23 protein-coding genes are annotated in these 22,423 nt (G+C 41.2%); 5 read left to right on the forward strand and 18 right to left on the reverse strand.

Annotated features, from left to right (window positions below):
* Positions 1–116 precede the first annotated feature (116 nt).
* Positions 117–320, forward strand: a complete 204-nt coding sequence (locus tag NE363_RS13630; RefSeq protein WP_445535274.1) for an amino acid transport protein — start codon at positions 117–119, stop codon at positions 318–320.
* A 9-nt stretch (positions 321–329) separates the two neighbouring features.
* Here the strand turns inward: NE363_RS13630 and NE363_RS13635 are convergent, their stop codons facing one another.
* Positions 330–776: a hypothetical protein gene (locus NE363_RS13635; RefSeq protein WP_445535275.1), complete on the reverse strand. Its 447-nt coding sequence runs from the start codon at positions 774–776 to the stop codon at positions 330–332.
* A gap of 192 nt (positions 777–968) precedes the next feature.
* Here NE363_RS13635 and NE363_RS13640 point away from each other — a divergent pair, with 192 nt between their 5' ends.
* Complete coding sequence (locus NE363_RS13640; RefSeq protein ID WP_445535276.1) at positions 969–2,114, forward strand: aldose epimerase family protein; 1,146 nt, start codon at positions 969–971, stop codon at positions 2,112–2,114.
* 67 nt (positions 2,115–2,181) lie between these two features.
* On the opposite strand, the gene NE363_RS13645 is transcribed toward NE363_RS13640, so the two are convergent.
* The gene (locus NE363_RS13645; protein ID WP_039255028.1) at positions 2,182–3,402 is read right to left on the reverse strand and encodes an MFS transporter; all 1,221 of its coding nucleotides are present in this window, start codon (positions 3,400–3,402) and stop codon (positions 2,182–2,184) included.
* Between the two features lie 105 nt (positions 3,403–3,507).
* Between NE363_RS13645 and NE363_RS13650 the strand changes: the two genes are divergently transcribed.
* On the forward strand, positions 3,508–4,296 hold the full coding sequence (locus tag NE363_RS13650) for an AraC family transcriptional regulator (protein ID WP_445535277.1): 789 nt from the start codon (positions 3,508–3,510) through the stop codon (positions 4,294–4,296).
* On the opposite strand, the gene NE363_RS13655 is transcribed toward NE363_RS13650, so the two are convergent.
* Both NE363_RS13655 and def read right to left on the reverse strand, forming a co-directional pair.
* On the reverse strand, positions 4,263–5,585 hold the full coding sequence (locus tag NE363_RS13655; RefSeq protein WP_445535278.1) for a glutaminase: 1,323 nt from the start codon (positions 5,583–5,585) through the stop codon (positions 4,263–4,265). The genes NE363_RS13650 and NE363_RS13655 overlap by 34 nt on opposite strands.
* A gap of 178 nt (positions 5,586–5,763) precedes the next feature.
* Complete coding sequence (gene def / locus NE363_RS13660) at positions 5,764–6,246, reverse strand: peptide deformylase (RefSeq protein ID WP_445535279.1); 483 nt, start codon at positions 6,244–6,246, stop codon at positions 5,764–5,766.
* Positions 6,247–6,481: 235 nt separating this feature from the next.
* Here def and NE363_RS13665 point away from each other — a divergent pair, with 235 nt between their 5' ends.
* Positions 6,482–7,780 carry an MFS transporter gene (locus tag NE363_RS13665; RefSeq protein ID WP_240062122.1) on the forward strand — a complete coding sequence of 433 codons (1,299 nt, stop codon included), beginning with the start codon at positions 6,482–6,484 and terminating at the stop codon, positions 7,778–7,780.
* Positions 7,781–7,841: 61 nt separating this feature from the next.
* Here NE363_RS13665 and NE363_RS13670 read toward each other — a convergent pair whose 3' ends face one another.
* The 14 genes from NE363_RS13670 to NE363_RS13735 form a co-directional block, all read right to left on the reverse strand.
* Positions 7,842–9,038 (reverse strand): hypothetical protein, encoded by a 1,197-nt coding sequence (locus tag NE363_RS13670; RefSeq protein WP_019456960.1) that lies wholly within the window; start codon positions 9,036–9,038, stop codon positions 7,842–7,844.
* Between the two features lie 155 nt (positions 9,039–9,193).
* Complete coding sequence (locus tag NE363_RS13675) at positions 9,194–10,834, reverse strand: thiamine pyrophosphate-binding protein (protein ID WP_017387117.1); 1,641 nt, start codon at positions 10,832–10,834, stop codon at positions 9,194–9,196.
* A 38-nt stretch (positions 10,835–10,872) separates the two neighbouring features.
* A complete protein-coding gene (locus NE363_RS13680) occupies positions 10,873–12,339 on the reverse strand; it encodes an aldehyde dehydrogenase (RefSeq protein ID WP_445535280.1) in 1,467 nt (488 codons plus the stop codon).
* A 13-nt stretch (positions 12,340–12,352) separates the two neighbouring features.
* Entirely contained in the window at positions 12,353–13,144 is a 792-nt protein-coding gene (locus NE363_RS13685) for an aspartate dehydrogenase (protein WP_336031522.1), read from the reverse strand.
* A 15-nt stretch (positions 13,145–13,159) separates the two neighbouring features.
* On the reverse strand, positions 13,160–13,954 hold the full coding sequence (locus NE363_RS13690; protein ID WP_004703156.1) for an SDR family oxidoreductase: 795 nt from the start codon (positions 13,952–13,954) through the stop codon (positions 13,160–13,162).
* 15 nt (positions 13,955–13,969) lie between these two features.
* Positions 13,970–14,794 carry an alpha/beta fold hydrolase gene (locus NE363_RS13695; RefSeq protein ID WP_445535281.1) on the reverse strand — a complete coding sequence of 275 codons (825 nt, stop codon included), beginning with the start codon at positions 14,792–14,794 and terminating at the stop codon, positions 13,970–13,972.
* A 35-nt stretch (positions 14,795–14,829) separates the two neighbouring features.
* Positions 14,830–15,351, reverse strand: coding sequence for a cupin domain-containing protein (locus NE363_RS13700; RefSeq protein WP_019456955.1), 522 nt, complete (start codon positions 15,349–15,351; stop codon positions 14,830–14,832).
* A 23-nt stretch (positions 15,352–15,374) separates the two neighbouring features.
* The gene (locus NE363_RS13705) at positions 15,375–16,598 is read right to left on the reverse strand and encodes an MFS transporter (RefSeq protein ID WP_019456954.1); all 1,224 of its coding nucleotides are present in this window, start codon (positions 16,596–16,598) and stop codon (positions 15,375–15,377) included.
* A gap of 42 nt (positions 16,599–16,640) precedes the next feature.
* On the reverse strand, positions 16,641–17,852 hold the full coding sequence (locus NE363_RS13710; RefSeq protein WP_240288317.1) for an NAD(P)/FAD-dependent oxidoreductase: 1,212 nt from the start codon (positions 17,850–17,852) through the stop codon (positions 16,641–16,643).
* 28 nt (positions 17,853–17,880) lie between these two features.
* Positions 17,881–18,810 carry a VOC family protein gene (locus tag NE363_RS13715; protein ID WP_216985508.1) on the reverse strand — a complete coding sequence of 310 codons (930 nt, stop codon included), beginning with the start codon at positions 18,808–18,810 and terminating at the stop codon, positions 17,881–17,883.
* Positions 18,811–18,821: 11 nt separating this feature from the next.
* A complete protein-coding gene (locus NE363_RS13720) occupies positions 18,822–19,586 on the reverse strand; it encodes an SDR family oxidoreductase (protein WP_445535282.1) in 765 nt (254 codons plus the stop codon).
* Positions 19,579–20,646, reverse strand: a complete 1,068-nt coding sequence (locus NE363_RS13725) for an aromatic ring-hydroxylating oxygenase subunit alpha (RefSeq protein WP_004703167.1) — start codon at positions 20,644–20,646, stop codon at positions 19,579–19,581. Before NE363_RS13725 ends, NE363_RS13720 begins: the two co-directional genes overlap by 8 nt.
* Positions 20,647–20,662: 16 nt before the next feature.
* Positions 20,663–20,962, reverse strand: coding sequence for a recombinase-like helix-turn-helix domain-containing protein (locus NE363_RS13730; RefSeq protein ID WP_019456951.1), 300 nt, complete (start codon positions 20,960–20,962; stop codon positions 20,663–20,665).
* 27 nt (positions 20,963–20,989) lie between these two features.
* On the reverse strand, positions 20,990–21,295 hold the full coding sequence (locus tag NE363_RS13735; protein ID WP_000118513.1) for a non-heme iron oxygenase ferredoxin subunit: 306 nt from the start codon (positions 21,293–21,295) through the stop codon (positions 20,990–20,992).
* A gap of 273 nt (positions 21,296–21,568) precedes the next feature.
* Here NE363_RS13735 and NE363_RS13740 point away from each other — a divergent pair, with 273 nt between their 5' ends.
* On the forward strand, positions 21,569–22,381 hold the full coding sequence (locus tag NE363_RS13740; protein WP_004703172.1) for an IclR family transcriptional regulator: 813 nt from the start codon (positions 21,569–21,571) through the stop codon (positions 22,379–22,381).
* Positions 22,382–22,423 lie beyond the last annotated feature (42 nt).

Genomic DNA, 22,423 nt, shown 5'->3' on the forward strand with positions numbered 1-22,423 from the left:
ACATATTAATCACCTGAATTTATTGTATGAGATTACCTAACTCCAATGAATAAATTCTATTTTTAAGAATTTTGACATAATATCTGCCAGAGAATAACAATCCACGAAACATCATCATGAACACAACTCAACTTTTTCTAGGCGTAATCTTTAGCTCCATTGGGCTCGGCTATTTTCTCTATGGGAAAAAGCAAAAAATGACTGTGCCTTTTACTGCGGGTTTAGTTTTAATGATTTTTCCTTATTTTATTGAGAGTAATATCTTGCTTAGTGGCATTGGTACTCTACTATCCGTTATTCCCTATTTTTTACGCTTTTAGTGCCATTTCTTAAATGATCTGAATTTCCTCAACTCTTAAGTGATGCATCATCTCTCGAATAAATACAAAGTAGGTAAAAATATAAAGCTGATCTGGAGCCACTTGGTTTGTGTAGTAGCTCAAACGCTCAATAAAATCATTGAATCCATGCTCAAGCTCAATACGACTGATTTTCTTTTTTGCACTAAAAAATAATTCACTGAGTTGTGTCATGGCAGTATCAGACGTAACAGCTACGCCACTTATCTTTAGATTTCTGAGTAGCTGTGACTCGATGATTTCTTCAATAAAATAAATCATCTTTTCGATAGCCAGCTCATCAATAACACCATGACTCATACTTTTTGCATCAACAAAACTCAAGCCCTGCTCAATTTGAATGTGCTGGTTGCCTATTTCGAATGACAGGCCATTAAGACCAAGCGAAAATTTTAAAACCGAGTCGGGATGATTCATAAAAATAGCTTACCGTTGAATTTTACTAATCGAGTTATTTTGTTCGTAGCCTTAAGCTGTGTGAGTTTGTTCAATACTTAGCATTAACTACTCGATTATTATTAACACTATATATAATAAAAACCTCTTTAAAAAGATGAAAAATCAATCTTATATTCATCCAGTCCAATTATTAAAAAATAGAGTATAAGCATGAAAAAATTAGTAATTTTAGGTATTACGATTTATAGCTTTGCACAACTTACCAATGCAGCCACATTAAATGTAAAACCCTATGGTACGACTCAAGACGGCCAAAAAGTTGATTTATACACCATGAGCAATAACAAAGGAGTTTCAGTTTCTTTTATTAGTTATGGTGGTGTAATTACACAGATTTTGACTCCCGATGCACAAGGTAAACAAAATAATATCGTTTTGGGCTTCGATGACCTAAAAGGCTATGAAGTCACTGATACCAAGGAAGGCATTCATTTTGGTGGGTTAATTGGCCGTTATGCGAACCGTATTGGCAACGCTAAATTTCGCTTAGATGGAAAAACATATAATCTTGAAAAAAATAATGGCCCGAATTCATTACATAGTGGTAATCCGGGTTTTGATAAACGTGTTTGGCAAGTTAAACCCCTCGTTTCCAAAGGTGAAACCGTTAAAGCTTCTTTGAAGTTAACCAGTCCAAATGGTGATCAAGGTTTTCCCGGAAAATTAGATGTAGAAGTGATCTATAGCCTTTCAGATCAAAATGAATTCAAAATTGAATATAAAGCCAAAACTGATCAACCGACAGTCGTTAACCTCACCAACCACAGTTATTTCAACTTGTCAGGTGCTGGCAACAACCCTTATGGCGTGCTCGATCATGTTGTACAACTCAATGCAGACCGTGTATTGGTAACCGATCAAAACTCTTTACCCACTGGTGAGATTGCCTCAGTTGCAGGTACACCTTTTGATTTTAGAACGCCTAAAGCAATTGTGAAAGATATTCGAGCGAATCATCAGCAATTGGCCTATGGATATGGCTATGACCAAACTTGGGTACTTAATCAAAAGTCTCAAGGAAAGTTAAATCTTGCAGCTCATGTTTTTGACCCGAAATCTAAACGAACTATGCAGGTTTTAACCACTGAACCAAGCGTTCAAATGTATACAGCCAATCATTTATTAGGAAATGTTGCTGGTGCAAATGGCGTCCTCTATCGACAAGCAGATGCGCTAGCATTAGAAACACAGCATTTTCCAGATAGCCCGAATCAATCAGCTTTCCCTTCTACACGTTTGAATCCAAATCAAACTTATAACAGTGTCACCGTATTTAAGTTTGGTATTCAGAAATAGTCTTTTTAATTGGAACTATAGTTATCTAAAAATACTCTCAGCCGAATATGACTGAGAGTATTTTCATTTATTTAACTTTTGTGTTTGGTAGAAACGCTGTTGCAAAACCAAGTAATGGCAAGAATGAACATAAACCAAATACCCATTCAATGCCGTTAATATCTGCTAAATGCCCTAACCCAGCTGCGGCAATACCACTTACCCCAAACATAAGACCAAACATTAGACCTGCAATCATACCCACACGGCCCGGAACAGCTTCTTGCGCATACACTACCATCGCTGCAAAGGCCGATGACAACACCAAACCTGCAATAATTGAGAAAACTGTTGTCCAGAATAAGTTTGCATACGGCATCATTAATGCAAACGGCGCCATACCAACAAATGAAACCCAGATCACCGCTTTACGACCAATTTTGTCACCAATTGGGCCACCTGCAAATGTACCTAAAGCAACGGCTGCCAAGAATGCAAACAAATGCAACTGAGCGGTCTGAATACTAATATGGAACTTTTGAATTAAGTAAAAGGTAAAGTAGTTACTAATGCTCGCAATGTAGGTAAATTTAGCAAACATCAACACACTAATTGTGCTCAAAGCAATAATAAGCTTACGACCATGCAATTTACTCTGTGCTTGAGTAACACGTGCAACCACCTGACTTTTTGCATGACTTACCGTCCAACGGCTTACACCAAATAAAACCCAAATTGCCAAAAGTGCAAATATCACCAAACCTGCAACTGCATGCTGCCCAAATGGAACAATCAATAATGCTGCTAATAATGGGCCAATGGCTGTACCCGTGTTTCCGCCCACCTGGAAAGTCGATTGAGCCGTACCAAAGCGCCCACCCGATGCCATTCGCGCCACCCGTGAAGCTTCAGGATGAAAGGTTGCAGACCCGACCCCAATTAGCGCCGATGCACATAACAACACAGCAAAACTAGGTGAAAATGCTAATAAGATAATGCCACAGAATGTGACGACCATTCCGAGCGGAAGAAGATATGGTTTTGGATGTTTATCGGTATAAAGTCCAATCCAAGGCTGGAGCAGTGAACCTGTAATTTGATATACAAACGAAATCAGGCCAACCTCCGCAAAACTCAGCGAAAAGTTTGCTTTTAGCATTGGATAAATAGCGGGTAGCACTGCTTGAATTAAATCATTCAGTAAATGTGCGACTGCCACAGCGCCTACAATTTTAATAATCATTCCTTGAGGCTGATCATTTGCAACGGTATTGGCAATACCATCTTTCAATTGTATTGAAGACGTCATACCTGAAAAACTCCAATATTTTAAGTAAGATGCTTATTGTAAATTGTCGCTTATAAAGTTATCTTCCAATAATCATCGTATAAGTGACAATTTTTAGGATAGATTATGTCCGATTCTCTTATTCAGCCTGATTTGTCTGAACTTGTGATTGGGCTATCTTCCGAGCATGCTTACAGAGAAATCACACCTACCCATACACATACACGTGCGCAGTTTTTATATGCATCCACAGGAACTATTCAGGTGTTTACACCGAATAATGTCTGGATTGTGCCGCCGATGTGTGCATTATGGATTCCTGCTCATGTAGAGCACAGCGTCATTTCGCTCAGTCACGTGAAGTTAAATACGGCATTGGTTGAAGTAAATGCAGCAGCTCTAATGGGGCAAGATTGCTTTATTATTCGGGTAAGCAACCTGTTGCACGAGCTTTTGATACGCTTAAATGAAATTGAGCGAGAAGACACGCCAAATACAGCGACATCTCAAGAGCTTTCCCGTTCTTTACAAATTTTGATTTTTGAAGAAATTCATCGGGCCAATTTATTGCCTATTCAGATTCCATGGCCGAAAGACAAACGGTTATTAAAAATTTGCCAAGAGTTATTACATACTCCTGATCATTCAAAAGATTTGACAGATTGGGCTGATGAGATTGGTGCGAGTTCTAGAACTCTAATGCGCATGTTCCAAAAAGAAACTGGACTGTCTTATCGGGCATGGGTCCAGCAAATGCATATTGCACTTGCCTTAAGTAAAATCGCGAATGGTGAATCTATTGCTCAAATTTCAGAATCACTGGGGTATACAAACCCCAGCGCGTTCAGTGCAATGTTTAAGCGACACCTAGGAAAAACACCTCAGCAGTTTAGAAGTGCCGCGATGTCGCTATAAGTCTTTTTTTTTGCAGGTAGGTCGTGCTTTTCGAGCAAATCATCAAAATCATGGTAGACATGAAGCTCACGATCTTTACCAGTTCTGGCATGGTCTAAGCGCTGTTCAGGGTCAACTAGAACAAGCGTATGACCATCATCAATCAGACGATCTACCCCTTCTAAGAACATACGTTTACCCACATCGTGGATAAGTGAAATCTGGGTCAAATCAATCACGATTGTGCTTTGGTCAGTTGTCTCATCTTGTAAAATGCGCAACAACATTTCAGCTTCAGTAAATTTCAATACGCCACGAAGCACATATACACTTAATGAAGCATCTTTTCCTGTACGATAATGGCTTTGTACAATGGTTTGTGCAGAAGGTGTACCTTCCATGAGATGTAATCCCATATCACGAGATAATCGTTCTAAAATATCGATACCTCGAATACTATGACCATGCTCATCTAGTCGAGGTGAAAAAGCAGCAATACTGACCTGACCCGGCAACACACCCAAAATACCGCCAGCTACACCACTTTTAGCAGGAATACCTACAGTTGAAAGCCAGTCACCCGCGGCATCATACATACCACAGCTCATCATGACACTGAGTACTTGTCTCACTACAGATCGGTTCAATAAGCGTTTTCCGGTTTTAGGGTCAACCCCACCATTGGCAAGTACACTGCCCATACGTACCAAGTCTTTAACTGTAACCATGATCGCACATTGGCGAATATAGCCATTCACTATATCTACAGGGTCAGTTTCCAAAATCCCAACAGTTCGCAACATATAACCGATCGAAAGATTACGGTAGGCAGTTTTAACTTCCGAATCATAAACAGACTCATCAAAACTTAATTCACGCCCTGCAAGCTCACTCATAAAACGGCGTAGAATTTCTGCACTATGTAAACCATGCTTGACCTGAATCAAGGAATGTACAGTAATTGCGCCAGAGTTAATCATCGGGTTTTTCGGGCGCCCGTCTTTACCCAATGAAATTTCATTGAAGGCTTCCCCCGAAGGTTCTACCCCTACTTTCGCAAGTACTGAATCAATGCCAAGTTGTTGTAAAACATAAGCATATACAAAAGGTTTAGAAATTGATTGTATGGTGAATTCGACATCATCATCACCAACCGAATAAATTTCGCCATCTACCGTAGACATTGCTAAAGCTAATCGATCTGGGTTTGCATTTGCCAACTCAGGAATATAATCGGCGAGATGACCACTGTTGTCGATGTCACAGGCTTCTATAACATTTGCCAAATATTCTGGGAGAGGGGTTTTCATGGTCAGTAACCTTAAATGAGGAGATTCACAACATCGCGCAAAATTTCAGCACAACCTGCTGATAATATTAAAATTATATCTTTTGTAATGATTTAAATATCACGCTATAAGTATTGTAATTGCTATGTCTTATTCATTTCAAGCTCATTATAGATTTTTCAAAACTTTAAACTGAAGATTAGCTTATTCTTTCTACAAACAAGATTCCATTTAAATGATCGACTTCATGTTGAACAATGCGAGCTGGAAAACCATGAAAAATTTTTTCAACCCTCTCCCCTTTAAGTGTTAGATATTTAACCTTTACCATTTCTGCACGTTCAACTTGTCCACGCTCATCCGGCACACTTAAACAACCTTCTTCACCCAAAAGTGTTTCACTCGAAAACTCTAAAATTTCAGGATTCACCATCACCACAGCATCCATTTCAGGTGCATCTGGATAGCGTGGGTTTGGTCTGGAAGCCACAATAATGACGCGTTTAGAGATATAAACTTGCGGTGCGGCAATCCCTACTCCATTACGCTCAAGCATGGTTGCTTGCATGGCTGCCGCAAGCTGGTAAAGCCAATCACTGTTTAATTCATTTGCCGAAACAGGCGCAGCAATCAGTTTCAAAATATCTTCACCACATTTTGCGACTGGTAAAACTACGCTCATCCTTTGAATCTCTCATTAAGCTCGATATGACAAGTTTTATTGTGTCGCTGAATAGCCCAAAAGAAAAGTCATTCCTACATCTGTTTTTGTTTCATCTAATGCATTTTTTGTTTCAAAGCTTTTTTATTTGAGTGATGAAAATCTACACCTCTTCATAGAACAAATTTCCTCCATTTACTTTTACTTCACTTTTCCATTAATATCCAAACTTCAATTACAACAATTAAGTAAAAAAATGGATCAGGACTTAACTTTGCAGGATGCGAACTATCTTAATAAAGAAGATAAACGAACCCTTGCCCTTTCTTCATTGGGCGGTGCTTTAGAGTTTTATGATTTTGTGATTTATGTGTTTTACGCCAAGATCATTTCCGACCTCTTTTTCCCCAGCACGCTTAGCCCATTTTGGGCCATGCTTAACACTTACGGTATTTTTGCAGCAGGTTACTTTTTTAGACCTTTGGGTGGAGTTGTTATGGCCCACTTTGGTGATTTAGTTGGGCGCAAAAAACTTTTTTCCCTTTCTATTTTACTTATGGCGCTGCCGACCCTGTTTATCGGGATATTACCCACCTTTGAAAATATTGGATATTTGGCACCGCTACTTTTATTACTTATGCGAGTGGTACAAGGGATTGCGATTGGGGGTGAAATTCCAGCTGCATGGACCTTTGTATCTGAACACGTGCCTGAAAGAAAAATTGGTCTGGCAAATGGTTTACTCACCGCTGGGCTGTCTTTAGGAATTTTACTGGGTGCACTGATGTCTTTATGGATTTCACTGAATTTTAGTGAAGGGCAAATCCATGACTGGGCATGGCGTATTCCTTTCATTGCAGGTGGTATTTTTGGTCTAGTCGCACTTTATTTACGGACTTATTTAAAAGAAACCCCTGTATTTAAAGCCATGCAGGCACGTAAAGAAATTTCAAAAGAAATGCCTGTAAAACAAGTGTTAAAAACGCATAAAACAGCCGTTGCGATTGGCATGTTATTTACATGGTTCTTAACTGGCTGTGTGGTGGTGGTGATTTTAGCCATGCCGAATTTATTGATTGGTTCATTTGATTTTGAGCGCGCACAGACTTTTGAAATGCAAAGTGCCGCCATTGTCATGCAAATGGTTGGTTGTATTTTGGCAGGCTATTTTGCTGACCGTTTTGGTTGTGGCAAAGTGATGATGGTCGGTGCACTTGCAGTAGCACTCACAGCAGCAGTTTTTTATAACAGTTTAGGACATGCCGCACATTCAACCATTTTTGCTTTATATATGCTGTTGGGCCTATGCTCAGGTACGGTTGGCATGGTGTCGAGCAGTATGGTCAAAATGTTCCCCGCGCCTGTTCGCTTCTCTGGCATTTCATTTTCTTATAATTTGTCATATGCGATTGTTGGCGGTATGACACTGCCTCTCGTTCATTGGCTCAGTCAATATAGTGATATTGGTGCGATGTATTATATTTTCGCGCTCACCATTTTGGCCTTTGTAACTGCCTTTGTGTTTTGGAATAAGTTTGAAAAAAACAGATATTAAAAATTTTCATTTATTAAATAAAAAACCACGCCGATTGCGTGGTTTTTTATTGCTGCTTACTTTAGAAAGTAAAGCCGATATTAAAGTTAATACGGTATAGCCATTTATCGCTATTTGGCGAGGTTGCAGAGGTATAACCCGTTGAGTTTGTAGAGCCACCAATAATGTTGGAGTTTTTACCCCACGTATAATCCGCCCAAACCATAAAGGGTGAAGCAATAAACATCATACCTGTGGTATTCATTTGCGAATCTGACCAATCATCGCGTTTTTTATCGAGATAACTATAGTCATTATAAAACTTAATAGCTTTTAGCTTGCCCATATTGGTCACAGGCAATGTATAGGCAAGGTTTAAACTGGCAATCGTCCCTTCCGAAGCAATGAAATAAGCAGGTGTAAAACCATTATTGCCCATTAAGGTCATGTCACTATTTACACCATCCGGATTTTTCGCATCGTATTGATAGTGAATAACCGAACTTTGTAAATTAAAGCGATTATAGTTATTTTCAGTATGCAAACCGACTGCATAATATTTGCCGTCTTTATCAGTCACTTTGTTATGTAGCTGTGCAATTGCACCAGAAACACCAAACTCTTGCTTACCAAAATCGGTCTCTAACTTACGTACAATACGGGTATTCACCTGATTGCGTTTTTCATTTTGATAGGCTTTTTGAGATGGAAATGCATTTCCTGCCAAGTCATCATAAGTTGCACTATCAGGTGAATAACGTAAGTTGGTCTCTAACATTTGTGGGTAATAACCGAGTTTTACATCCCAGTCTTTGTCGTGATAATTCCAGTTAAGTCCTGGTGCAATATTATTGCCATAACCTAAAAAGAATGGAATGTGGTAAGTCCAACCATTTTGCGGATAGGGATAAATCGTAAAAGGTTTATAAACCAAACCTGCTTCAATGCTGTTATTGGCATTTAAGTTATAACCCACATAGGCTTTTTCAATGGCAGTTTTCTGTTGATCTTGAAACAGATAGCTGGCGTTGATGTAAGCATCATCAAACTTACCTTTCAGATCAACCCTGAACACGTCGAAATAGAGCTTACCAAAACCACGGTTTGGTCCTTCCCAATCTTCATAGCGCTGATTTAACCGAACCACCCCACCTAACTTTAATGACTCAGTTCCATCATCACTTTTCCACTCAAGTAATGAATCTTTTGCAAAAGCATTGACGCTTACCCCCAGCGTAAACGGTGCAATGAATGCCATGATCAATGAAGTCTTTTTCATCTCTACATCCTTTATTGAGTTCCAGCGTCCTGCTGGAACTTTATTTGTTTTACCTGTAAAACTTAGTTTTTATTGTTTTTTAGATAAAAAAATTTATCTAAAAAAAGGATGGCTTAGCAGCTCCCATCGCATATGTACTAAACCATCCAAACTGGTTAATACAGTTTCTTTTGCGGTGGACCCGCGAAGTTTAATGGTCCAATCGAGTTCATATCGAGCTCAATCACGGTTGGTCCTTCAAAAGCGACTGCCTCTTGAATAACCGTTTTAAACTCATCTGCACTACCGACTTTCCAGCTTTTCACACCCATTGATTCACCAAGAAGTTTGTAGTCTGGTGTATGCAATTCATTGAAATACTGACGACCACCAAAGTAGTTATTTTGAATGCCACGCATTACGCCATAACCACCGTCATTCATAATCATTAAGACCATATTGGTGTTTTCTTGCACCATGGTTGCAATTTCACCAATGCCAAGCATTAAGCCGCCATCGCCGACTAAACCAATTACTTTTTTGTCAGGGTTAGCAACTGAAGCACCGATTGCTGTTGCAAGGCCTAAACCAATTGCACCCGCAAGCGAGTGGATGTTTTGGTTTGGTGCTTGTACAGGGAATAAACGACTGCCCCATGTACTACCCGACATGGTGATGTCACGTACAAAAATGCCGTCTTGAGGTAAAGCTGCACGCAAGTGATCACAAATTAAAGCGTATTGATCGATTTGTTTACGAAGTGCATCAATTGCAGCTTGTTTAGCAGCCACAACAGCAGCATCGTAATCGGCATCAACTTTTGAAGTTCCTTGAAGCTGTTCTAACACACGTGTTAAGACATCTTTGGCATCGCCACAAATGAAGTTACGGATTTTGTAATTACGTTGCTGAGCCACTGGATTTGCATCTACCTGAATAATGTTTTCAGGGAACTCAACCGAATAGGTTTTAGTTTCATTACTACGTAAACGAGAACCCACCACAACCATTAAGTCAGCATCTTTTAATAACTGCTCAACACCTGCTGAGTTATGGAAAGCACCCAAACTACGTGGATGATCATCTGGCAACACTCCACGAGCATGGGTCGATGAAACAACCGGAATACCTAAATCTGCAATTGCCTTAACTTCGGCAATACTATTTAAAGTTCCACCGCCAATCCAGAAAATCGGGCGTTTTGCTTTTTTGATTTCACTGACAAGAAGATCAATTTCAGCTTGCTCTGCCTGTGGTAACTCAAGTGCTTTGACTGGCCCTAAGTTAAGTGGCAAATCAATTTCTGCTGCCTGCACATCAATCGGCAGCTCAACACTTACCGGTCCCATTGGAACTGTGGTTGCTACACGGATAGCTTCACGTATTACACCAACAGCATTGTCTGGGCTGGTAATACGGAACGCCGCTTTGCTCGATGCACGTAAGAATGTAAGTTGGTCTTTGGTTTCATGGATGAAGCTTGCATCACGGTCAAGATATTCACGCTCAACTTGACCCGTTAAATGCAATACAGGGCTACCCGCATTCATAGCTTCAATCAGTGAACCTACGGCATTACCTGCCCCAGCACCTGTACTGGTCAACGCTACACCTAGGCCTTTAAAGCGTGAGTGTGCATCTGCCATGGTAACTGCGCCAGCCTCACCACGGGCTGCAACAAAACGCATTTTTTCACGGCGCCCTACTGCATCGGCAATAGGTAAATTGTGGATGGAAATAACACCATAAATACTATCAACTTGGTGCGCTTCTAAAACTCTTGCGATTGCTTCGCCTACATTTACACGTTCAGTCATGTCTGTTCCTCAAAATTTATTTTCAGTCCTTGAATTTATTAATCGCACCAAGGGTTAGGCTGTTCATTCAGCCCCATATAAATACTCTTTTGTTGCATGTACGATAAAATGCCCAAACGACCTTTTTCGCGCCCGATTCCACTGTCTTTAAAGCCGCCAAACGGCGCACTAATCGAGAATTTTTTGTAGGTATTAATCCATACCGTTCCCACTTCTAAGGCACGTGCAATACGCCAAGCTTTACGATAACTTTCAGTCCAGATACCTGCGGCAAGACCAAAACAACTGTCATTGGCTTGGGCAATTAAATCTTGCTCGTTGTCATATTTCATAACCACTAAAACAGGACCAAAAATTTCTTCCTGACAGGTTTGAGCACTGTTATTTAAGCCCGTGATAATGGTTGGTAAGTAATAGCTTCCTTTGGCATAGTCACCAGTCGTAAGTGCCTCACCACCAATCAAAACTTGACCACCTTCGCTTTTGGCCAGTTGCACATAGCGATCAACTGACTGCAAATGTTTGTCATTGACCAGTGGTCCTAAGTGCACACCAGCTTGTTCTGGATGGCCCACACGTAAGCCTTTGGTAATTTCAACCAAACGCGTTAAAAACTGATCGTAAAGACTGCTATGAATAAACAAGCGAGAACCTGCGATACACGCTTGGCCTGCCGAGCTAAAAATACCGTACGCGACACCTTTAGCAGCCAGTTCGACATCCGCATCCGGCAAAACGATGGTTGGTGACTTACCACCTAACTCAAGTGAAGTAGTAATCAGTTTATCTGCGGCAATGTGTGCCAAATGACGTCCCGTGGTTGTTCCACCTGTAAAAGAAATTTTACGAACCAATGGGTGCTGAGCAATAGCATCACCAATCACAGAACCACGCCCCACTAACACACTGAGTAAGCCTTTTGGTAAACCTGCTTCTTCAAAAACTTTGGCAAGCTCTAAAGCAATCAGTGAAGTTGCTTCTGCTGGTTTTAACACCACGGCGTTTCCTGCTGCCAAAGCTGGAGCAAGCTTTTGAACTTCACTCGCAATTGGAGAGTTCCAAGGGGTAATAGCTGCCACAACGCCCACAGGTTCATGCACGCTCATGGTCATAAAATCTGGAGCACGTTGAGTAGTGAGCTCATCATTCAACGTTTCACATGCTGCTGCAACATAACGTGCAGTTGCCGCCGCGCTCATCACCAAGCCACGAGTTTCGGTTAAAGGCTTACCATTATCACGTGTTTGTAATTTCGCTAATTCATCTACACGCGCTTCAATAATGTCTGCAACTTTGTAGAGAATACGTGCGCGCTCATGCGGCAAACTGTTTCTCCAGCTCGGTTCACGCCAAGCCTGATCCGCTTTTTCAATTGCTTCATTTACATCTTCAAGCGTTGCTGTTGAAAGCTCAGCGTTTACCGACTGATCTGCCGGAAACAGGCTTTGAATGACTGCACCACGGCCTAATCGCCATTCACCCGCAATATAAATTTCCTTTGCCATGATCAAATCCTTCTTAAATCTGTATTGCTTCTACACTATTGCGACAAGCACGAATCACGCTAAGCGCAGCCAAAGTTGATGTTTTCGGGTTACTTGGCAGCGGCACACCCACCAGTTCAATTGTCATTTGTCCAAAGCCACCTTCCGCCACAATGGTGTGTTTGTTCTTGTTGATAGTTGGATCAACAGTTAACTCAACCATGGTTTCATCCATTCCAAGCCCTGCAAGTGCAATGGTTGCTGCAACGTTGGCATTGGCTGGAAATTTAGTCGCAGCTTCACGGGCAGTTCCTGTGAAAAAGACTGTAGGTTCTGAAACATGGTCTAAATCGACCAATTGCTCTGCATAACTGCCCTTCCAACTTTTTGGACTTTTGCAGCCTTTGTAAGTGACTTTTTGCAAACCACCTTCTTTGGCCGCAGAAATACCGTCAATGCCTGCGATAGCCCCTGCAAGTAAATGCAGATGTGCATCATTTTTTTCGGCAGTTTGTTTAAGCTGAATTAAAAACTCGCTATCAGCCAAAGTACCCACCGAAATCAGACCAATGGTCCAGCCTTTCGCTAAAACTTTTTGGGCATGCTCTTTTACTGCTGCTTGACCTGCCACTTCAATGACATAGTCTGGTGTACCATCACATTGCTCAATATCGGAAATCACCTGAATCTCGGAAGAGACTTGTGACTGCACTTTTTCAATGCTGCGAGATGGCACTACAATCCATTTGAGTTGCAGATCTTGAGGCAAGTGGGCATACACTTCTGCTGCCATTGCGCCAAAACCAATCATCATCAACTTTTTCATGACAGCACCTAATGTTTATAAATGTTTGTTAAAACCACCTGAGACATCTATTGCCGAACCTGTGGTGTAAGATGCCAATGGTGATGCCAAGAAAACTAAAGCACGTGCTGGCTCTTCTGGTCGGCCTAAACGCTGCATAGGAATGCCACGATTTTTTGCTATATTGCCTGTCCACTCTTCCCATGACAGATTTAAATCTGAACGGGTCTCATAACGGCGTTTCCACTGCGCAGATTCGACCATACCGAGTAAAATCGAGTTCACACGAACGCCATATTGAGTAAATTCATGTGCCAAAGAATGGGTTAAATTCAACAGTGCAGCGCGTGCAGATGAAGTCGCAATCATGTGCGGTTCCGGTTGCAATGCCAGTAACGAGTTCACATTGGTAATTGAGGCATTTGCCGACTGCTTTAAGTCGTCAAGAAAAGCCCGTACCGGATGTAAAACACTGAAATATTTCAGCTCGATTTCTTTCATCCAGTCTTCATCTTGTGTGTTTTCAAAATTTGAAACACGGCCTTGCCCAGCATTGTTAATGAGCATGTCCACATTGCCCAAATTGAGTTTGACGTCTTTGGCAAATTGCTGAACTTCTTCTTTTTTCAAAACATTACATGCTTTGGTAAAAATATTGGCATGTGGAAATTTTTCTAAAATATAGTGCTTAGAAGCATTTAAACGTTCTTCATCGCGACCACACCAAGCAACTTTTGCACCCTCTGCAACCAGTATTTCAACAGCAGCCAACCCAATCCCAGATGAGCCACCGGTAACAACTGCAACTTTTCCTTCAACTTGGAAGCTCATAATCCTTAATCTCTCTTACGATTGTTCCTGAATCGTCAACATAATTTGGTTAAATGCTTGCGGTTGGTCGACATAACTTAAATGTCCTGCATCTTCTATGACGAAGCGCTGTTCCAACTGCAATTCCTGAGCAAGCTCTTGTATACCTAACGCAGGAGTGATTTGATCTTGCTGCCCTGCAATGACTGTGCATGGGACTTTTAAATCGGTTAGGTAATTACGTATTTCGTCATATGCCAGTAAGTACGATGCATGTGTGAAACCTTGTAGGGTCAATTGCTGCATCACCTCTGAAACTAAAGCTAAGGCTTGTGGCTCTTGTTTATAAATCAAATGAGGTCCACGGTTTTCGGCCATTCCTTTAGCGCTTAGTTCTTTCAACATTTTTGGTCTTTTTTCAAAAACCTGAATTTGTGTTTGTTCATCGTGGCGTTGGTAGCCTTGCGCCAAGTTAGCAACAACTAAGTGCTTCACTCGCTCTGGGTAAAGTGCAGCAAATGCACTGGCCTGTAAGGCACCTAATGAGTGTCCGACCACAGTTGCTTTTTCAATTTTTAAAACATCGAATAGCGCAGCCAAACGCTTTGCGTAATCGGTAGCATTGGGTTGATCAGTTAAAAGTTCATCTGATTTGCCATAGCCCGGCGCATCCCAGGCAATGACATGAAAATGATGAGACAGCACTTCAAGTTGGTTTACCCATGAAGCAGAACCTGAACTAATGCCATGCAACAGCACAAGGTACTCACCTTGACCGGCTTCCCGATAGGCTTGCTGCTGGCCTTGAACAGTAACGGTTTTCACCGGAAATTCTGCTAACTTTTCAATGAGTGTCATCATTTTCAATTCATTCCTTCATTCACTTCATCAAACAATTAACGTTTGATTTGAGACAATGGATGCTCTGGTGGATAGTTCGGAATGGTTGGTTTACCTGTTCCCAACATCACACACATCAAGGCATCTTCTTGACCTGGGTTAAAAAGACCACGATAGATTCCCGGTGGAATTGAAATCAGGTCACGCTCTTTTAAACGGGTCTCAAATTTTTCGCCGTTGTGCTCAATGAACAAATCAATTTCGCCGCGAAGCATAAAGAACACTTCTTCAACATCGTGGTGAATATGCAAAGGACCTTCACACTGTGCAGGCAAAACCATTGTGGAAAATGTGAAGTTTTCTGCTGGAACAGTGTTACCGTCATTTGCAACACCTGTTGCACCCGTACCCATGTAACGCATTTGTGCACGGCGATACTTCGGATCGTAATCTGCTTGGAACTTCAAAGCATCGAAGTCGTATTTACGTGTCTCAAAGCGAGCAATACGCGTATTTAACCAATCTTCTAAAGAAGCACCCTCTGGTTGTGCCCACGATTCGAATTGTTGTGTAGTCATTTTTTAAACTCCTATACAGTGAATTAATAACGTTTTAAAAGAGGAACCAAGAACAACGACCCAATGACAGCGACAGCAGCCAAGAAGCTAATTCCTAAATTAAAACTATGTGTTTGCATCACGATGTAACCGATAAGAACAGGCGCAATTGCACTTGCAAAATTACCTAAACCGTTAAATATTCCACCCGCAGTCGCCCCTACATTTGAGGTGGTTACTCGGGCAAGCAAAGCAAATACAGCTGCTACTCCAAAACCCCACGCCATCGCACTTAAAGACATGGCAGCAATAATCAATAATGGTTGAGTCATAATGACCATCACATACATGAAGATGCCCGCGAGTAATAAACCGCTAAAGACTTGAATTGCTCGGCGGCCTAACTTGTCAGATAAAAACGCACCGATGATTTCGCCAATTAACATGGCAATGAATGGAAAGCTTGAATACATCCCAAACTCTTTGAGATTGAATCCTTTGTCTTGCATAAGATAAGAAGGAACCCAGCTGTTTAAGCCCCACAAATAAGTCATTAATGCAATGTTAAAGAGGCAAACCAGCCAGAACGCGCTGTTGCTGAGCAGCAATTTAGTATTGGCAATGTGGCCTTTGAAATTGGTACGTTTACTCTCGCCCTCAATTTCGACAGTTTTCTTGAGCTGTAAGTTACGCAAACCAAAAACAATACTGAAAATGGCAATTAGGGTTAGCGCAGCCATCACAAAAAAAGTGGTGTGCCAGTCGTGGTGAGCTAAAACATTTGCCGTGATTGGGAATCCAAGGAATGCACCTATCGGAGTTCCAAGTAAGAACATGGTAGAAGCACGTGCCTGCTGACGGTCTGTATAAGTCTGCTTAACAATAGTGTATGCCAAAGCAAACAGTGGTCCTTCTGCCAAACCAAGTAGTACACGTAAAATCAACATGCCTGAATAACTGGTGGTGAAGCCCATACAGAACATGAGTAAACCCCATGATGTTACGCTCCAGAACAGCATTTTCTTTGGGTTAAAAATGTCACCCAAGAAGCTTAGAAAAACCGATGAAAAGCCATAAGCAAGCAAGAAACTTGTCATGAGCCATCCAAGCTTGGCCTTATCTTCAGCAATTCCCATTGCAGTTTGAAAATGAGGATCTGAAAATAAAACCGCAATACTAATCTTGTCGAAAAATGCCAGTACCACACACACCATAAGGACAAAAGCAGGCACCCAATGCTTCAATCCACTTTTTTCTTCATTACTCATGCGTCATTCCTTCGATTTGGTAATGAGAACCAGATTTAATGCTTACGGTTTTAACTTCATGACATTAAATTCGGCATCTGCTAATAATTTTGGATCTAAAACGGTGTTGGCTTGCATCCAACGTTTCGCCAGTTTGATCAGCTTCGAATCATTAATGGCAATCATATTCAGCAAACGATTTTCATGGTCGAGATATAAATAACTCACCTGATCCTCACCACCTTGGCGAATCACTACTTCTTTGGTTCTATCTGGTTGATACGTACCTAAAATCTGAATATTGAAGTGGTACTGATCAGACCAGAGCCATGGAATATCGGTATATTCAGTATCAATTCCGAGCATTGACTTTGCTGCTGCAATCGCCTGATTTTGTGCATTTGCCCAAGACTGAATGCAATAACCCAAGCTCGGATGAATTGCGACATCACCTGCGGCATAAATGTTTTGATCTGAGGTTTGCCCAAAACAATTCACCACAATGCCATCTTTCACATCGAGACCAGCGTGCACACCTAACTCTTTGGCAATTTCAGCACCAGCACCTACCACAACACAGTCAAATAACTGGCTATGTTGAGGATGATTTACCACTTCAACTTTGCGATCTGGTGCTTCAACCAAATGAAGGCTTTTGCTGTCTAAATGAATTTTTGTGCCTTGTGTTTCATGCATATTTTTTAAAAATGCAGAAACTTCCGGGCTCACACTTCTTGCACATAAACGGTCGCCATATTCAAAAACATGTACCTCTTTACCTTGCTTACGTGCAGTTGCAGCAATTTCTAAACCAATCCAGCCGCCACCAATCACAGCGACATTTTTTGCATTCTTTAAAATTTCAGCCAAACGTTCACAGTCATGCACATTACGTAGGGTCACAACATTTGGAATAAACTGCCATGTATTGACGGGTACACGTGCACGGCTTCCAGTTGCGATCAGCAATTTGTCATACGGTAAAACTTGGCCACTTTCTAAATGAACCTGTTTTTGCTCACGATCGACTTTTGTCGCAATTTCTGGTTTATGCCATTGAACGTTGAACTCTTGAACCTGTTCAGGTGAGAACAGATTCAAACTTTCATAAGTAGCTTCTTTTGAAAGTACTTGCTTAGACAGTGGTGGACGCTCGTAAAATACTTGGTCCTCATTTGAAACCACGTGAATTTCGCCCACATAACCATTTTGGCGTAAGGTACTTACTGCCCAACCCGCTGCCTGTCCGGCACCTACAATTACGATCTTTTCCATAGCCATCTTCCTTGTTCAGCCATACCTGTTAAACAGGCTTCACCTGACGGCGGGTTGTGTCATCAAGACCACCTTCTATCGCCCACTCTGTGAAAAGCTCTAGACGATGCTCTTCTACACGTGGCTGCCATTCTTCTGTCAAATAATCATCGTTGGTGTAATATTCAAATGCACCACCTAATGGTGAGTTGACGTACCAGAAATAAGCAGAAGAAATTGGGTGACGTCCCGGTCCAATGAAAGTTGACCATTCCGAACGATTCATATTTAAACCGCCCCCAATCACTTCATGGATATCACGAACGACAAACGCAACGTGATTTAAGCCAGCAGGTTTATTTGGAACACTAAGCAAGAATAAATCATGGTGGTAACCTTCACCGCGGCAACGTAAAAATGCACCACGATTTTTATAGGCATCCGATAAATGAAAGCCTACTTTTTCAATATAGAAGTTTTCAGTTGTTGCCAAATCCGGTGTGAAGAACACCACGTGTCCAATCGCAACAGGTTGACCTTTTTCATAGACAGGACTTGCTGCATTAACGCGTTGAATGTTGCCGTATTGGTTAATACCTTCCGTTTTGAGCTCAGAGACATCTTTAACAAAACTTTGTTCAAAACGAATCGTCATGCCATTTGGGTCAAGACACTGAACTGTATGTTCAGAACGTTTAAAACCTTCTACATCAGCCAAACGAGTTGCCAAGTCTTCAAGGTCTTGAGAATTATCAACACCCCAAGTGACTTCACGTAAAGTTGAGCCTTGTTCAATCGCAGGTGGCAAACGATCATCATCACAATTAAATAGATAAATCTTGCTGCCATTTTGAGTTTGGTATAAATCTGTACCTTCAATATCCGAAGTACTTTGGCTTAAACCAAAATCTGCTAGAAACTTGTTTGAAGCAGCTCTATCCTCAACTCCAAACTTTAAAATCTCGATCCCTGTAATCATTTGACTACTCCTTAGTTAAAGACAAAACCGCCATTGACCGGAATATTTTGACCTGTCACAAAAGAGGACAAATCCGACAGTAGATACAATGCTGTTCCATTTAAATCTTGTGGAAGTTGCTGACGTTGAATCGCTCTTCCATTGACATATAAATCGTGACGTTCCTGTGGTACATACTCGGTTGCTTCAACCAGAGTAAGTCCCGGTGACAATGTGTTGACACAGATATTAGATTGTCCCAACTCTCTTGCCATTGAACGCGTCATGGCAACAATTGCACCTTTACTTGCAACATAAGCCATCAGGTTTGGTGCGCCCCAAAGTGCTGTATCGGAAGCAACATTAATGATCTTGCCTGCAACCGATTGCTTTAAATGGGGAACACATGCCTTACTGATGAGCCATGTGCCTTTCACATTAATATTCATGACCCGATCCCAAAGTTCAGGATCGTAATCAATCATATTTTTTCCACCAACATTGGTTGCCAGTGCCGCGCAGTTCACAAGGCCATCTAGTCCTTGGAGTACGTCAACACTTTTTGCAACCGCATTTTCAATAGAGTCTGCATTGGCAAGGTCAACGGTAACAGCATGAACATTCAGTTCTTGTTTTTGCAAAGCTTGTGCTTCTTGTTGTACCAAGTCAGATAAAATATCTGCCATCACAACCTCAGCACCAGCCTCGGCAATAGCTTGAGCAAAATCTCGGCCTAAACCGCGTGCTGCACCAGTTACTAAAACTTTTTTGCCTTGCAACAACGCTACATTAGCCATGAGCTTCTTCCTGCATCTCAATACGGTTTGATGCATTTAGCGCAGCAATTTTCTTTAATTGCTTTTCAGCTTCTTTTTTCATTAAACGGCGTAAACGAGCAAGGCCAACATCGTGTTGATAGAGGAATTCTTGTTCACGTGCATTTGGCGCAAGGTTTTCTAAAATAATTCGGTCTTGTTCCAATACGTCCCAATGCAACTGCTCTAAATGATTGCGATACAAGAAGCGCCATACATTACGTTGCCAGCCACTCACCTTACGGCAGCGCCAGAAAAATACGCGGGTATTATTGGCATCAATTGGCGTTGCATAGCCCACGATCCAGAACTCACCACCTGGGCCAAATTGTTTGCGGTATGGAATGGACAGACGTAACCAGCTCGCACCTGTTGAACCATATTCAACCCAATCGAAGTTCACACCTAATTGACCTTCTTTTTCAAAAATAAAACCATTATCGGTCGTGCGATGTTTCATCTCTGCGGTACGATCACCATCTGCCATCGAGTGCGATGTCGCATGTAAATAACTACCATGCATTGGGTCCATCACGTTATCAATCGCGTATTGATGGTTTACTTTCCAGTCTGCTTGGCAAAGGAACGCACTCCACTCTTCACTTGCAAGTTGCTCTGGGAACTCAAGCGGTGCTGGTTGTTCATTTGCATCGATACCAAACCAAATAAAGATTGCACCATGCTGCTCAATTACTGGATAGTTCTTTAAGCATTTAGTTCCAGTCATTGGACATTCATGAACTGCTGGCACATCGGCAACCACACCATCAGCACGAACTTCAACACCGTGATACCAGCAAGCAACTCGGTCACCCAAGTTCCAACCAAGAGAAAGACGAGCACCGCGGTGTGGACAGCGATCTTCAAGTGCATGCACCTGACCTTCGGCATCACGCCAAACTACAATGTTCTCGCCTAAACGGGTAATTCCGACTGGATTAGCAGCGACTTCCCAACTTGCTAAAACCGGATGCCATTGGTCACGCAAACCAAGTTCTAAATATTCTTCAGCACTTTGTGAAGTTGATACGATTGCGTTCATTTTATTCTTCCCTGAATCAATAACCTAAACGTTGCATTTCTTCTGTAAAGCTTGCAGAAGTCCATTCATCACCAGATTCACAGCGGAACCCCTGTTGATTAAGTGCAGAAACAACATCATCTAGCGCTGTTGCACCCGCAGAAAATGCTTGAATTAAGTTCTTTACAAAATCTTGCTCGTAGAGAGTCGGTTCTTTATAACGTGTCTGCCAAACCAACAATTCAGATTGACCAGGAATTTGAATATTGTTGATACCTGCTTCGGTTGCTGGCGTTGCATGAATCCAGCTTGCTAACTTTTCATTAAATGTCTTCATTGTTCTGCTTCCTTGTACATGTGAGGACTAGAGTTGAATTTGAATATCCTGTCCTTCAACACGAACTGGGTACGTACATAGGTTTCTACACCCGGGCCCACTTTTTAGCTCACCTGTCTGAATGTCAAAAATTGCTTCGTGCAATGGACATTCAACAGTTTGATCTTCGATAAATCCTTCGGTTAATAAGGCATACGCATGAGGGCAAACATTTTCGATAGCGAAGTAATTTTCATCGACAAAAAATACGCCAATTTTTTTTCCTTCAACTTCGATAGCCTTCGGCTCATCTTCGCTAACGTCACCCTGCTGACAAACTGAGATCCAACTCATACTTTGCGTCCTCATTTTGTTTTATATACAAAACTTAATTTCATTTTCAAAACACAAGCAAAGAATAATACTCTTGGTTAATTTTTGTCAAAGTAAAAATAGTTATAAAAATCATTGTATTAATTTATTTTAAATAATTTGTTACGTTTTAAAAAGAAAACTTTGTTTTAAATATAAAAAATATTTTATGCGATCTTTATAATTACAATAGTTCTAAAATAAAGCATAATGCCCCAATTCGAACCCTTTTTTATTTATAGGAAAACAACACAAATGAGCCTAGAGATTGAAGAAGATTTGCAAGAATCAGAAACGACAAAAAATGATGATCGATATTTAGTACCAGGGCTTGTGCGTGGTTTAGCCATCTTGCAAGCATTTAATCAACAAGCACAAGAAATGACGATTACAGAAATTGCCGAAATTTTGGAAGTGAACCGTTCTAGTGCATTTCGTCTTATTTATACACTCGAAGCTTGTGGCTATTTAAGGAAAGCATCCCAAAAAACTTATGCACTTGACTCAAAAGTTATGGAGCTTGGTTTTAACAGTTTATCGAAGCTTTCATTACTCGACTTATCCACTCCTTTAATGAAAGAACTACGTGATCAGACCAAACTGGCAGTACATCTGACTGTTTTGGAAGGCACACATATTGTTTTTGTAAATAATGTTCAATCAATGGGTACTTTTACCAGCAATATTAGCTTAGGTACTCGCTGGCCAGCCCATGCTACCGTTATTGGTCAAATGTTATTGTCGGATTTACCAGAGGCAGAAGTACGACAACGCTATCGTAATTTCAATGAGTGGGATAGTTTCTCAGAACTTACCCCAACTAACTTGAAAGCACTCTTACAAAAACTAAATTATGTAAAAACCCAAAAATCGATGGTGAGCTGGGGTCATTACAATCATGATATGGCTGCTTGTGGTGCTCCTATTTTCAAACAATCTAATGGAAAAATGGTGGCTGTCCTTTCGGTGAGCTGTCCAATTACCACTTATGATGAAAAAACCTTTAAAGAGGATATCGCCGCTCTGGTCATCGCAACAGCAGATAAAATTTCAAAATTTATCTATTAAAAAAAGCGACGTTATGTCGCTTTTTTTTCTCTTATTTCTTCA

The organism is Acinetobacter sp. G18 (assembly GCF_052660225.1).